We start from the raw sequence: 13972 nt of genomic DNA on the forward strand, positions 1-13972 counted from the left end.
TTAATTTCGAGATACTTTTATTAATACCGATCTAAGATTGCTCGCACTTGAGCTATCACTACGTCAGGGTCAAAAGGCTTTTGAATCAATCCATCAATCTTTAGTTCGGGAATATTCTGAACATCATCTTCATTCAAACCTGTCACCAACAAAATAGGAATAAATTGAAATTTTGTCGATTCCCGAATGCGTTGAACAACTTCAAATCCATCCATTTTTGGCATCTGAACATCTAGTATTAGCAGATCGGGTTGGTTAGGATCGGTTTCCAATCTCTCTAACACAGCTAGACCGGAATCCGCGATTTCAAGTTGACAATCTTCTGCTTCCAAAATCGTTTTTAGAAGAAAAGTATTATCAGCTACATCATCACAAATTAATATTCGCTTAATAGAATGCATTAGTTTTTTTTTGAGAAAACAGCTTTTTTTGCGTCAAAACTATAAAAATGCCAAATCTTCTTACTATAGATACGCCTACAAACTTTAGTCTGTCCGGTATCAGACATATAAATAAAAATCGTTATAGCACTAGACTTATAGCCCACTCTGTAGCGGGGTTTGGTCAGAGTTTTTTTGAACTTAAAAAACGAAGGGTACGAAACCGTACAGATTTCTGTCTTTGAATGCGTGTAATTTTGTACCCACGTTGATATTTCAAACAAATTTAAGGCACAATGGTAGGCTTGAAGGTTCTTAACTGTCTTTTGTCACTTTTAGAAAATGCAATCCATCAAAAGGTTATGAGGCTTTGGTTTCCATTCTTCGCCTAGTAATTTTAGTTTAAACATACAAAATAAAGGCTGAAACCTGAATGATACCAAAGTTTCAGCATTTTGCTTCGATTATTGTTTTTCGAGAGTGACAACACAGGGTTAATGTCTGTATCTAATAGGCCTCATCTGCAAATAAAAAATCACATACTCGCTTCGCTGTCAGCTACTGAGTATCAACGTTTAGTTCCCCACTTAGAGCCAGTAAATCTTCCAGTTAGGCAAGTCCTTTACGCAGCAGGAGAACCAATCACACACGTCTATTTTCCTTACCAGGCAATAACTTCTTTAGTCTGTAACCTAGAAGACGGCTCGACTGTTGAAGCAGGTGTCATAAGCAATGATGGTATGGTGGGTCTTCCTGTAATTTGGGGTGGTAACTCTACAACAACAACTGCATTTATACAGGCTGCTGGCAGTGGTGTGAAAATGAAGGCAGAGGTACTAATAAAGGAGTTTAATCGGGGCGGAGAGCTTCAACGTTTGCTGTTGCGTTACACTCAAGCACTGTTTACCCAGGTCACACAAACCGCAGCCTGCAACCGCTTGCATACCATCGAAGAGCGACTCGCCCGTTGGCTGCTAATAGTCGGTGACCGTATGCAATCAAATACATTCCCTCTGACTCAAGAATTTATTGCCCAAATGTTAGGCTGTCGCCGCTCTGGTGTCACAGTGGCTGCTGGTACCCTCAGCAAAGCCGGAATTATTAGCTACAAGCGTGGAAATATTACCATCCTGAATCGTGAAGACTTGGAAAATACATCTTGTGAGTGTTATTCCATCATCAAAAACGAGTATGCTCGGTTGCTAGGCACACAGGGCTAAGTATGGTCTAATACTGTTGAGTTAAGGCTGGCAGGGGGGCAGGGGGGGCAGGGAGGCAGGGGAGGCAGGGGAGGCAGGGGGGGCAGGGGAGGTAAGGGGGGGAAAAGCTTAATACCAAGGGTATTGAGCTATGGTCAACTGCGATCGCGCAATCATGGAATACGTTAATATCAAGAAGAACATCAAGCTAAAAGCATTAGTCCTGTATGCTCTAATGTTCCCGTTATGAGTTGTTAAGCTTGCAACTAAACAAAGTAATTCACCTTTTGACATATTGGGATTAGTCCCTAACTCCTCTCAAGCTGCCATTAGTTGCTGAAGTACGCAAAACAGCACACTTGGAGGTTTTTATGGCTGTCTCTAAAGTAGCTCATCTACCGATAAAAAATAAGATACTCGCTTCACTATCAACTACTGAGTATCAACGTCTAATTCCTCACTTAGAGCCAGTACATCTTAAATTTAAACAAGTCCTTTACGAAGCAGGCGAACCAATCACACACGTCTATTTTCTCAATCACGCAATAGCTTCTTTAGTCTCTAACCAAGAAGACGGCTCCAGCGTTGAATCTGGTTTGGTGAGCAATGATGGCATGGTAGGTCTTCCTGTAATTTGGGGTGGTCGTTCTACGACTACAAGCGCCTTTGTCCAGGTTCCAAACAGTGGTATGAGGATGAAAGCCGACGTACTAATAGCGGAGTTTAATCGGGGTGGAGAGCTTCAACGTTTGCTATTGCGTTACACTCAAGCACTGTTCACCCAGGTTACACAAACCGCAGCCTGCAACCGCCTACATACCATCGAAGAGCGACTCGCCCGTTGGCTGCTGCTAATTTCTGACCGTATGCAATCAGATACATTTTCTCTGACTCAAGAATTTCTTGCCCAGATGTTGGGCTGTCGCCGCTCTGGTGTTACCGTCGCTGCTGGCACACTTAGCCGCGCTGGAATTATTAGTTACAAGCGTGGAAATATTAACATCCTAAATCGTGACGACTTGGAAGATACATCTTGTGAGTGTTATTCCATCATCAAAAATGAGTACGCTCGGTTGCTGGAGACACAGAGCTAATACCATTTCACCTTAACAATTGATACAGGGGGCAGGGGACAGGAAGTTTTATTCTCCAAGGGAATTAGTGACTCCTTAATAGGGGGTTGGGGGATCTTAGTGCGTAAGTCCTAAAAGGTTTGCACTTAGGAGCTTATGTGCGTAACCGTACAGACTCTTTATGTCAAGCAACTATAAACTTAATAGACTTATCTAGATGAATTTATCTTAGTTTCTTAATGGAATTCTTTAAAAGTAGATAGCGATCGCTCTGCTTATCATGACTCCTAATTGTAATTATCAAATAGGAGGTTTGTGTCTTTGTCAAAAATTAATTCAATTAATACATTACAGAACATACAATGCTTTTAAAGCATATACCTTTTAGTGAATCGTCATCTCTTAATGGTTTACGAGTACTTGTCGTAGATAATAATGATGATTGCTTGTGCATGATTGCGTTGATTTTTGAAGATTGCCAAGCTCAAATTAAGACGGCAATATCTGTGGAGCAAGCAATACAGATAATAGAAGAGTGGAAACCTGATATTTTGATTAGTGAAATCGCTTTGCCTGGTAAAGACGGTTATTCACTAATTCGCTCCATTAGGCATAAAGAAGCCTTCTGTGGAGAGTTTATTCCTGCCATAGCTCTTACATACTATATAGATAGGGAATACCTTAACACAGCAATTAACGCAGGTTTTCAAGAGGTTATTTGTAAGCCTTTTGCTCTTAATGAATTAGTTGAAAGAGTAGCTAATCTCGCACAAATAAGTAAATGGCTAAAAGTTAGCTCTGTTAACAACCGATAAAATTAAAATTTAGGCTAGATAGCCAATGCTACAAGATTAATAACCAACTAGAAAATCGGGATTTACCGTTTGGTTTATTTTGTAAAGCTCAATGCGATCGCGGTACTTTTTCTAATTTTATCTGAGTTAAAGTTACCACATTTTGACAAAGACTCTAGACATTAGCTAAAGCTGCTCCTAGCACCAACTCCACCTTTGGTTCGGGCTATATATCTAATGAAACTGCAACGACCGTGATTTCCCAAGAATAATTATATCAAGTTCGGTTGATTAGTTATAATTCCCGTAATCTATGCAGAAATCGGAAAACCCTCTTTCCCCCTGCGGTCTTAATGATAAGTCTTTCACCGAACACGATATTACTAGGTTATATTTCAACTACTGGGCAAGTCTCCCTCAGGTAAAATATTATCTATACTGAGTACCCACGGTATACCTTTGTCAATTGGAGAACTGACAGTAATCTTTGCTGCGTTGGTAAAGTGTTTTAACTTCTCAGCAAAATGAGGAATAGTTTTCATGATTTGGCGATAGCTTTCCATATCGTGACAAATCATGATTAATATTAGAATGCCACTATTGATTTGGAAATACCAATGGCAACTAGATAATAAGATACGTGTCATTTTGTCACATGCCAAGAAAAAGCTTTTTTTAGTTGCTTCTTCAAGTTGCCTGAACATCATTTCACTGAGCCTTATTGTTTGATGTGAAGGCAAATCATCTGGATGAAGGGATGATTGATTCATAAGATATTCACAACCTCCAAAACGAACTCGTAGTAGTTTAAGATTAGTACACTGATATCGAGCAATAAATATTACAGAAAGGTCAGATTTTCCTAGTTAATATTATTGTTCTTGCGTAACAATCCAAAGCAAATCTAACCATAAATGCGGATAAGATGACTTTAAATTTGATAAAGGATCGCGCAGCAAGCTGTTGGCATTCAAACAAACAACTTCAACTAATCCCACATATTCTGCTACTTCTCTGAGTAGGTTTTTTTCTGCGGCTATTGCATTAATCAGTCGCTCAGGACAATAAATGCCAATGTATCTTCCATAACGGATACAGGTTTTGATATTCGCTCTTATTAAGTAAGGTCTAGGATTAATTACCTTTACATAACACTGGCGTAGTAATTCCCATACCCGTGGGTGAGTATGCTCGATAATTATGCTAAATTGTTGGGCTAAGTCTTCTTCGGTAATCATTATTCTCTCCATTGCTGTAAGTAGGCTTGTGTTGAAAATTGTCGTTATGACAAAGTAAGGGGCAGGAGGTTTACGCTGAATCTCGACTTCTCTACGAGACGCTACGCGTAGCTTGCTTTTCCTCAAGGTACGCTCGATTTTTGCGTAGCCGAAGTGCAGAAGGCAAGAGGAAAGAGCTTTTTGAGCAACTTTACTTTCCGTACATCCCGCACTTTCCGGTTTGACTCTCAAAAGTTGCACCCTTGGTAGATACCCAATTGTGCAATAGATGTCTGCATATGACTCTAAGTAAAAGCAGTATTTTTAGTGAGAGCAAAATTTATCTCACATAGTTCTCATTGGTTGGTGGTATAGGTATATTTGTTACGGCTTGTATAACTCGCCTATCAAGCATCAAAGCCCAAATCAATTTACAAAACTGTATTGCGAGCTACTTTTTACCAATTTATTTGGTAAATACCAAAGCGATAAAAATCCTTTGTTATTGATGATTAGCGAGTTCTGAGGCATAACTATCAGCTAAAAAACAATCTTCAGCAAAAAAAATTGCGCTTTGCAAGGAAAATTGCGAATTGTGTGATATTCTTTGAATATAGGGAATCAAAACAGCGAAAGCACAATTATCTTCTCCAAGAGGAATGGTATAGATATGCTTTCGCCTTGGCAGATACAAGTTAAATCCGCGCTCGGCTTTTTGAAACTGAGAATAACTCAAGCCAATGAAGCAGGATAACGATCTCCGTAACAACTTGAAGTCAATTAGAACCCGCTTAGGCATGAGCCAACAGGATTTGGCAAACCTCGCTGGTGTGACTCGTCAGACTATTAGTGGTGTAGAGTCGGGATTATACGCTCCCTCGGTGGCCATTACACTCCGCCTAGCAAAAGCACTTGGCTGTCAAGTAGAGGATCTATTCTGGCTAGAGCGAGATTTACCTGAAATCGAAGCACTACTTTCCAAACCCGTCCCAACTGGGCAACAGACGCGAGTTAGTGTGGCTCGTGTGGGGGGACAATGGGTAGCTTATCCGTTAATTGGTAAGGATGCGTTTCGCCAAGATATGATTCCAGCTGATGGAGAGAGCCAGACGCTTACAGGTACAGATAAAGTTCGAGTTCGCCTGTTGGATGATAATCTCGAAGCACTCCACAATACCGTTGTGATTGCTGGTTGTGCGCCTGTGATTTCGCTATGGGCAAGAGCAACCGAACGCTGGCATCCGCAATTAAGAGTGCAATTTAACTTTGCCAACAGCATGTCTGCATTGCACAGCCTATACAAAGGTGAGGCACACATCGCTGGGATGCACCTCTACGATCCTGAAACTGGTGAGTATAATACTCCTTTTGTTCGTGATGTTCTTGGAGGGAGAGAAGCAGTTTTGATTACCTTGGGTGTTTGGGAAGAGGGACTTTTAGTCAAACCTGGCAACCCAATGGGAATCACAACAGTTAATGATTTAGTCCAACGGGGAGCGACTATTGTTAACCGCGAAATCGGTGCTGGTACTCGTTTACTTTTGGAACAAAAACTCCAAGAGCAACAAATACCGTTCCATGATGTCCGAGGTTTTGACTATATTGTTCAAAGCCACCAAGATGTTGCCCAAGCAGTAGCATTAGGAGCTGCTGATGCAGGAATGGGTACTGCATCTGTAGCTACCGCTTTCGGGCTGGGATTTATCCCGTTACATCAATCGAGATATGATTTAGTGATTCTCAAGGAATATCTAGAAGAAGCGCCAGTACAGCAGTTACTCAGTACCTTGGGACATCGGATGGTTCACTCACAATTTGAAATTCTTGGTGGCTACGATATCAGCAAAATTGGGGAAGTGGTAGCAACTGTTTAGAGTCAATTGCTTTTCTTTGATTGGTTGTGTGGTTTCGGGAAAAACTCTGCGTAAATTTTAATTCCTGCTGCGATCGCTTTACAACTGAGAGTCTAGAAATACTTGCAATATCTATTGAAGATTCAACAAGAAGTATATCTCAACTTTTTGCGATCGCAAATGTACCGTAACGCATCATCTCAAACCGTACATTTGATCCAATCTTATCGTTAATTGAACAAACCAAATATTTTACAACGGCTCGTATGTATTCAATAGTAAATGTTTCTGCGCTACAGCGTTGGCGCAGCCCGCCTTCGGCATCGCCGCCGATGCGTACAACGCCGACAACAACGTTCTCAACGAGGTTACATCTGTAACTTCACAGTGTGAACGCAAAACCTAAGACCCACCAAACAACAATTGCAGGAAAAATCATCATGTCCGACGACAAAATTAGACAAATTGCTTTCTACGGTAAAGGCGGTATTGGTAAATCTACCACCTCCCAAAATACCCTAGCTGCTATGGCAGAAGTAGGCCAACGCATCTTGATTGTCGGATGTGACCCCAAAGCTGACTCTACCCGTTTGATTTTGCACACTAAAGCTCAAACCACCGTGCTGCACTTAGCTGCTGAAAGAGGCGCAGTCGAAGACTTAGAACTTGATGAAGTGGTACTAGAAGGCTTCCGAGGTATCAGATGCGTAGAATCTGGCGGCCCGGAACCTGGTGTAGGTTGCGCCGGTCGGGGTATCATCACCGCCATCAACTTCCTGGAAGAAAACGGCGCATATAGTGGTGTAGATTTCGTATCCTACGACGTATTGGGTGACGTTGTGTGCGGTGGTTTCGCGATGCCAATTCGGGAGGGCAAAGCGCAAGAAATTTACATCGTGACCTCTGGGGAAATGATGGCGATGTTTGCTGCTAATAACATTGCTCGTGGCGTTCTCAAGTATGCTCACACGGGTGGTGTGCGCTTGGGTGGTCTGATTTGTAATAGCCGCAAAACTGACCGAGAAGACGAACTGATTACCACGCTAGCATCTCGATTAAGCACCCAGATGATTCACTTCGTCCCCCGCGACAACATCGTGCAACACGCAGAATTACGTCGGATGACAGTTAACGAGTATGCACCTGATAGCAATCAAGCTAATGAATACCGTACACTAGCGGACAAGATTATCAACAATACAAATCTTGCCATTCCCACACCCATTGAAATGGACGAGTTAGAAGAGTTGTTGATTGAGTTCGGTATTCTCGAAAGTGAAGAAAACGCTGCAAAACTAGCTGGTGTCACTAAAGCACAAGAAGAAGCCGATAAAAAGCAAGAAGATGCCCAAGGCGAAGCACTAGAAGCATTGGCAAAAGGCAATGTGGAAATAGTTTCTGGTAGCTGAAAAAGTGAGACTTTAGTTCTTACTTAATAAATAGCAGAACTTGCGGAATAACGGAGCAATTAAGTGGGTAATTAGTCTACTTTTTCTCACCATCAAAACGATATGGAGGTTCAAGAAGTCAATCAACATTAATTCTGTGTAGGTAACAGATTAATCAATCCCAAGTGTCTTATCGAAGTTTTCCTTAGAGGCATTAATCTGTTAATATTTATGCGGTCAAACCGCTGTTATGGTTTTTGTTTACTCCTTCTATTAATTGGTTGGTCATTGTTTAGGGAATGAGGAATTCTCTTTCTCATTCCCTTTTTTTACATCTGAAAAATAACCAAGCAATTAAAATTTTTCTTCAATTGATTAGAATTCAGTTAGCACCTCTTCACTTCTATCTTATTTCAATAAAAAAATGAATCCTCAACCCAGAGAAATCAATGATTCACTGAGTGAATCGAATGGCGAAAACCAACAGCAACGCCAGAAAAAAAAGCCTTCTACACAATTACCCCAGCCTGGAACTGCTCAAGGAAGTTGTGCATTTGATAGTGCAATGATTACTTTAGTGCCAATTACTGATGCTGCTCATGTAGTCCACGGGCCGAGTGGCTGTGCTGCTAGCATTTGGGGAAGCAACACCAGTCTTTCTTCTGGTTCGATGCTCTATAAAATACGCTTTACTACTGATATAGATGAGAGCGATATTATCTTCGGTGGAGCGAAAAAGCTCTACAAAGGTATTCTAGAATTACAAAGACGATACAAACCAAGTGCAGTATTCGTCTACTCAACTTGTATCACTGCTTTAATTGGTGATGATATAGAAGGAATATGCAAAGATATTACCGAAGCAACAGGAATACCAACTATTCCCGTGCATTGTCCTGGGTTCATTGGTAGTCAAAATTTAGGTAACCGCGTTGCTGGTGAAGCGTTGCTGGAACACGTTATTGGAACAGCCGAACCAGATGTTATTACACGATTCGATATTAACCTGATTGGTGAGTACAATATCGCGGGTGCAATATGGAACTTTGTACCCTTGTTAGAGAAATTAGGTATCCGAGTTTTATCAAAAATTACAGGGGATGCTCTCTATAAAGAAGTTTGTTATGCTCATCATGCCAAGCTTAACGTTGTATTGTCTTCAAAAGCGTTAATTAATGTAGCGAAAAAAATGGAGAAAGTCTATAGAATTCCTTATATAGAAGAGTCCATTTATGGTATAGAGCAAATTAATCAGTGTTTAAGAAATATTGCTGCCAAGTTAGGAGATACTGATTTAGTAGAACGTACTGAAAAGTTAATTGCAGAAGAAACTAGTGCTTTAGAATCAAAACTTACTCTTTATCGTAACCAGTTGCAAGGAAAACGTATGGTTCTTGATATTAAAAATTTCAAGAGTTGGTTAATTATCTTTGCAGCCCAAAAATTAGGAATGGAAGTTATTGCTCTGTGTAGTCAAAGTAATACAGAGGATGAATTAGTTAGACTTAAAAACTTACTAGGCAGAGATAGCATAGTTTTAGAATCAGGAACGCCTCAAGAAATATTGCAGGTAATCAACGATAATCAAGCTGATATTCTAATTAGTCTTAGCCGATATTTGGATACTGCTTTAATAGCTAATATTCCGTTCTTAGATATTAATAGACAAGGCGATCGCGCCTATACAGGTTATACAGGAATATTAGAATTGGCACGAGAATTATATGCCAGTTTTTATAATCCTGTGTGGAAGCAAATATGCCAGCCTGCTCCGTGGGAAATACAAAATTCATTGGAGGAAATCTAATGGCAATTGTTAGTATTACGAGTACATCAGTAGCAGTTAATCCTCTCAAGCAAAGTCAAGCTATAGGTGCAACCTTGGCCTTTTTGGGAGTGAAGGGAATGATGCCTTTATTACACGGTTCTCAAGGTTGCACAGCTTTGACAAAGACAGTGCTAGTACAACATTTTCGTCAGACGATTCCTCTTTCTACTACCGCGATGACGGAAGTTGCAACTATATTGGGTGGTGAGGAGAGAGTTGAACAAGCAATTCTGACTTTGGTAAAGAAATCAAAACCAGAAATTATCGGTCTTTGTACTACTGGACTTGTGGAAACTAGAGGCGATGACATGAAACGCTTTGTCAAGGAGATTCGCCAGCGCCATCCAGAATTAGATTATTTACCAATTGTGCTTGTCTCTACACCAGATTTTAAGGGTACATTGCAGGATGGTTTTGCTAGTGCAGTGGAGAGTATAGTTAGGGAAATTCCACAAAAATGCTCAACGCAAAACCCCAGCCCCACACAAATCACAATTTTGGCGAGTTCTGCTTTCACTCCTGGGGATGTACGAGAAATTAAAGAGATTGTCGCCTCCTTTGGACTTGTACCGATTGTTGTACCAGATCTTTCTGGCGTTCTAGATGCTCGCATAGAAGATTCTTCTGGTGTTATGGTAGCCAATGGTACGACTTTAGAACAGTTGCACTCAATTGCTAGTTCTGCATTCACTTTGGTATTAGGTGAAAGTATGCGCGGTGCTGCACAAATTTTAGAGAAGAGATTCAACATCCCTTATGAGATGTTTAGCGAACTCACGGGACTAGTAGCAGTAGATAAATTCTTGCAAGCATTGGCGGATATCAGTGGTGTTAGCGTGCCAGAGAAATATCAAAACCAGCGCCGTCAGTTGCAATATTTGATGTTAGAGAATCATTTTTATTTTGGTTGCAAGCGAGTTGCTTTAGCTCTGGAACCAGATTTATTTTGGTTAATAGTTTATTTCTTGCAATCGCTGGGAGTCCAAATTCACGCCGCAGTCACGACAACGCGTTCTCCTGTGTTAGAAAAACTGCCGATTCCTAGTATTACTATTGGCGATTTGGAGGACTTTGAACAACTGGCAGTAGGATCTGATTTGCTCATTACTAATTCTCATGCAGTTGCTCTTGCTCAACGTTTAAAAATTCCTCTCTATCGTCAAGGTATTCCCATTTTTGACCGTTTAGATGCTAATCACTTTACCAAAGTTGGCTATCGAGGTACTATGCAGCTTTTGTTTGATATTGGCAATCTGTTTTTAAAACATGGATAAGTATTGGATAGGACGTAAAAGGCAGGGGGCAAGAGAATTTGACTTGTTTGTTCCATTCGTAGCGCGTGGAAGTGCCGTTTCGATCGCCATTCAACATTTATGGGCGAAATTACTTGGCATCGCCTAAAAAAACACGGTCAACGCCAACAGGGTTTTTCCATGTTCTCACAACTCTTCCATCCCTAAGCCTCATGATTGGATGAGAATCGATCGAATCTCTGTGGTGTGCGCGAGTCTTGCCGGGGACGCTAGACTTCTTGCACAAGTCGAGGAAAGGGGGAAAGGTTTGGTATTTTCACTTTGACATGAGTCGCTAAGAGTGCAAAAAGCAATTGATTGCAAGAGGTCTACTTTCTAAAATAGCGATCGCTTGATTTGCATCATCTGTTGTACTACAATGCACTACGACGTGTTTTGGCAACAATGCAGCTAAGCGTATGGAGTTTAGCAATTCCTGAGGTAGCTTTTATCTGCTAAACACAACTTTGAATCATAATTTAGGATTGTTGTAGTATGATTTATAACAATAAATTAGTAATCCTTGACAAAAAAATTGTTTAAAATTTTCAACAAATTGTTACTTTTTAGATTAGCACTTTCGGCGTCCTGTTTTTTAATTTTTGAAGAAAACCATGTCCTAGCTGAAATTGAAGCTGATGGGACATTGGGTAGTGAATCATCAATCTTAATCCAAGGCGTTGAAGTAAAAGGAGCAATAGGGAATCGCATTGATGGTGGTGCAATCCGAGCAGCAAATCTATTTCACAGTTTTAGCGAATTTAGTATTGGTGATGGGCAACGGGTTTACTTTTCCAACCCTACAGGAATAGAGAATATTCTCACACGAGTTACAGGTAATAATCCCTCGAATATTTTAGGAACATTGGGGGTTTTGGGTAACGCCAATCTATTTTTTATTAACCCCAACGGCATCTTGTTTGGTAAAAATGCAAGGTTAGATATTGGGGGTTCTTTTCTAGTAAGTACAGCTGATAGTTTGGTGTTTGACAATGCTTTGGTATTTAGTGCCAAGAATCCTAAAGGAGTGCCGCTTTTAGCTATTAATGTACCTTTGGGATTACAATTTGGCCCATTGCCAGGAACTATTTTTAATCGCTCCATCGCCACTGATACAACCAGCAAAACAGTTGGTTTACAAGTACCCCTTGGCAAAACTCTAGCACTTGTAGGTGGCGATATTACCTTTGAGGGAGGATACCTGACAGCAGAAACCGGACGCATTGAATTGGGCAGTGTTGCCGGAAACAGCTTTGTAAATATTACCCCAAATGTTGATGGTTGGGCTTTAAATTACTCTGATTTAACAAATTTCCGCGATATTAACCTCTCCCAAGGTGCGCGAGCCAGTATTGCCGGCAATGGAGGTAATGCTATCCAAGTGCAAGCACGAAACTTGTTTTTAAGTACAGACGCCCAACTTGATGCCAATACTACAGGGTCAGCAAAAGGGGGAAATTTAACAGTGAATACCTCTGAGTCCGTTGAACTGATTGGTAGGTTAGCAGATAGTATGTTTACCACTGGTTTAATAGCTAGAACTGGTGGTGCTGGCAATGCTGGAAATATTAAGATTACTACCCAGCGATTAAAAGTTAAAGACACAGCAAATATTTCCACCTCTACTTTTGATGCCGGAAACGCAGGTAATATAACAATCAATGCCTCTGAGTCTGTGGAAGTGTCTGGAAGCAACGATACTGCAAGTTCTTTAGGTGCTGATGCCCAACCCAACTCTACAGGCAATGCTGGCAACCTTACTATCACCACAGGAAAGTTAATTGTGCGTGATGGCGGTCAAGTAGGCTCTAGCACTTTTGGTTCGGGAAATGGCGGAAATCTCACCGTCATCGCCGATGATTCAGTGGAAGTTAGTGGAGTAAACCCCAGCGATGTTTTCAGCAGCGTTTTGACTACGCAAAGCGACCAAACAGCCACGGGATTCGGTGGTAATTTAAAAATCCAAACCCAAAGCTTGGTAATTAAAGATGGAGGATTTGTCTCAGCCTCCAATCGCGGACAAGGACAGGGAGGAAAATTAGAAATAATTGCCACAAAATCTGTGGTAGTGACGGGTGTTTCATTTTTAGTTGATTACCCTACTTATCTGCAAATCGATGGACTAGGAAAAGGAGGGGCTGGTGACTTAATAATTACAACTCCTTTGCTTTTAGTTGATGATAGAGCCAGGATTAGTGTGTCTAGCATATCGGGGCAGGGTGGCAATATCATTATTAATGCTGGAACAGTGCTTTTAAACCACAATGCTGTCATAGAGAGTGACGCTGACCCTAGTGCCAATGCTTTTCCAAAACCTGATATTACTATTGACAGCACTGCCAACGGCGGTAATACGACTATCAATGCAGATAACTTAGTGCTTGCAAATAATAGCTCCATTAGTGCCAATGCTGTCAAAGGTCAAGGAGGAAAGATCGATATCCGCGTGCAAGGATTTTTTATATCTCCAGACAGTGTAATCTCTGCCAGTTCCCAACTCGGCATTAATGGAGTTGTAGAAATCAATCAACCGGATGCTAACCCCAGTAGCGGCTTAGTAGCATTGCCCACAAATGTAATTGATGCTGCAAAATTAATTACCCAAACCTGTAGCAATGGTGGAGAAACAACAGCCAATCAACAAAGTGAATTTATAGTCACTGGAAGGGGTGGTTTGCCACCTAACCCCATTGAGCCACTTAGCAGTGATGCCATCTGGCAAGATTTACAACCCCATGCTTTGGTCAATGAAAAGGTAACCGGCTCTCAAAAAGAGGTAAATTTAGTTTCAGAAACATCAAGTGCGATCGCTGAAGCTCAAGGATGGGTAACTAACCCTGATGGTACCATTACCCTTGTAGCTCAAGCTCCCACTACTACCCCTCACAGCTCCTCACTCACACCTGTTAGTTGTCCCGTTGCCCAAAATTAATGTTGCACTCTCGCAT

General features: G+C 41.1%; 12 protein-coding genes. 9 read left to right on the forward strand and 3 right to left on the reverse strand.

The window, feature by feature from the left end; genetic code table 11:
* Positions 1-20: 20 nt before the first annotated feature.
* Positions 21-401: a response regulator gene (locus NSTC745_RS25560; protein WP_445633479.1), complete on the reverse strand. Its 381-nt coding sequence runs from the start codon at positions 399-401 to the stop codon at positions 21-23.
* Between the two features lie 476 nt (positions 402-877).
* On the opposite strand from NSTC745_RS25560, the gene NSTC745_RS25565 reads away from it, so the two are divergent.
* The 3 genes from NSTC745_RS25565 (at position 878) to NSTC745_RS25575 (ending at position 3467) form a co-directional block, all read left to right on the forward strand.
* A complete protein-coding gene (locus NSTC745_RS25565) occupies positions 878-1600 on the forward strand; it encodes a Crp/Fnr family transcriptional regulator (protein WP_445633480.1) in 723 nt (240 codons plus the stop codon).
* Between the two features lie 350 nt (positions 1601-1950).
* Positions 1951-2673, forward strand: coding sequence for a Crp/Fnr family transcriptional regulator (locus tag NSTC745_RS25570; RefSeq protein ID WP_445633481.1), 723 nt, complete (start codon positions 1951-1953; stop codon positions 2671-2673).
* Between the two features lie 341 nt (positions 2674-3014).
* Positions 3015-3467: a response regulator gene (locus NSTC745_RS25575; protein ID WP_445633482.1), complete on the forward strand. Its 453-nt coding sequence runs from the start codon at positions 3015-3017 to the stop codon at positions 3465-3467.
* Positions 3468-3841: 374 nt separating this feature from the next.
* Here NSTC745_RS25575 and NSTC745_RS25580 read toward each other — a convergent pair whose 3' ends face one another.
* Entirely contained in the window at positions 3842-4216 is a 375-nt protein-coding gene (locus tag NSTC745_RS25580; RefSeq protein ID WP_445633483.1) for a hypothetical protein, read from the reverse strand.
* Positions 4217-4318: 102 nt separating this feature from the next.
* On the reverse strand, positions 4319-4924 hold the full coding sequence (locus NSTC745_RS25585; protein ID WP_445633484.1) for a hypothetical protein: 606 nt from the start codon (positions 4922-4924) through the stop codon (positions 4319-4321).
* A 479-nt stretch (positions 4925-5403) separates the two neighbouring features.
* Here NSTC745_RS25585 and NSTC745_RS25590 point away from each other — a divergent pair, with 479 nt between their 5' ends.
* The 6 genes from NSTC745_RS25590 (at position 5404) to NSTC745_RS25615 (ending at position 13956) form a co-directional block, all read left to right on the forward strand.
* The gene (locus tag NSTC745_RS25590) at positions 5404-6537 is read left to right on the forward strand and encodes a substrate-binding domain-containing protein (RefSeq protein ID WP_445633485.1); all 1134 of its coding nucleotides are present in this window, start codon (positions 5404-5406) and stop codon (positions 6535-6537) included.
* A 419-nt stretch (positions 6538-6956) separates the two neighbouring features.
* The gene (nifH, locus tag NSTC745_RS25595; protein ID WP_445633486.1) at positions 6957-7925 is read left to right on the forward strand and encodes a nitrogenase iron protein; all 969 of its coding nucleotides are present in this window, start codon (positions 6957-6959) and stop codon (positions 7923-7925) included.
* A gap of 403 nt (positions 7926-8328) precedes the next feature.
* Entirely contained in the window at positions 8329-9711 is a 1383-nt protein-coding gene (nifE, locus tag NSTC745_RS25600) for a nitrogenase iron-molybdenum cofactor biosynthesis protein NifE (protein ID WP_445633487.1), read from the forward strand.
* Positions 9711-11006 (forward strand): nitrogenase iron-molybdenum cofactor biosynthesis protein NifN, encoded by a 1296-nt coding sequence (nifN, locus tag NSTC745_RS25605; protein ID WP_445633488.1) that lies wholly within the window; start codon positions 9711-9713, stop codon positions 11004-11006. The genes nifE and nifN overlap by 1 nt, the downstream gene beginning before the upstream one ends.
* On the forward strand, positions 10999-11133 hold the full coding sequence (locus tag NSTC745_RS25610) for a hypothetical protein (protein WP_445633489.1): 135 nt from the start codon (positions 10999-11001) through the stop codon (positions 11131-11133). The genes nifN and NSTC745_RS25610 overlap by 8 nt, the downstream gene beginning before the upstream one ends.
* Positions 11134-11580: 447 nt before the next feature.
* On the forward strand, positions 11581-13956 hold the full coding sequence (locus NSTC745_RS25615; protein WP_445633490.1) for a two-partner secretion domain-containing protein: 2376 nt from the start codon (positions 11581-11583) through the stop codon (positions 13954-13956).
* Positions 13957-13972 lie beyond the last annotated feature (16 nt).

The sequence above is a fragment of the Nostoc sp. DSM 114161 genome, from assembly GCF_052692665.1.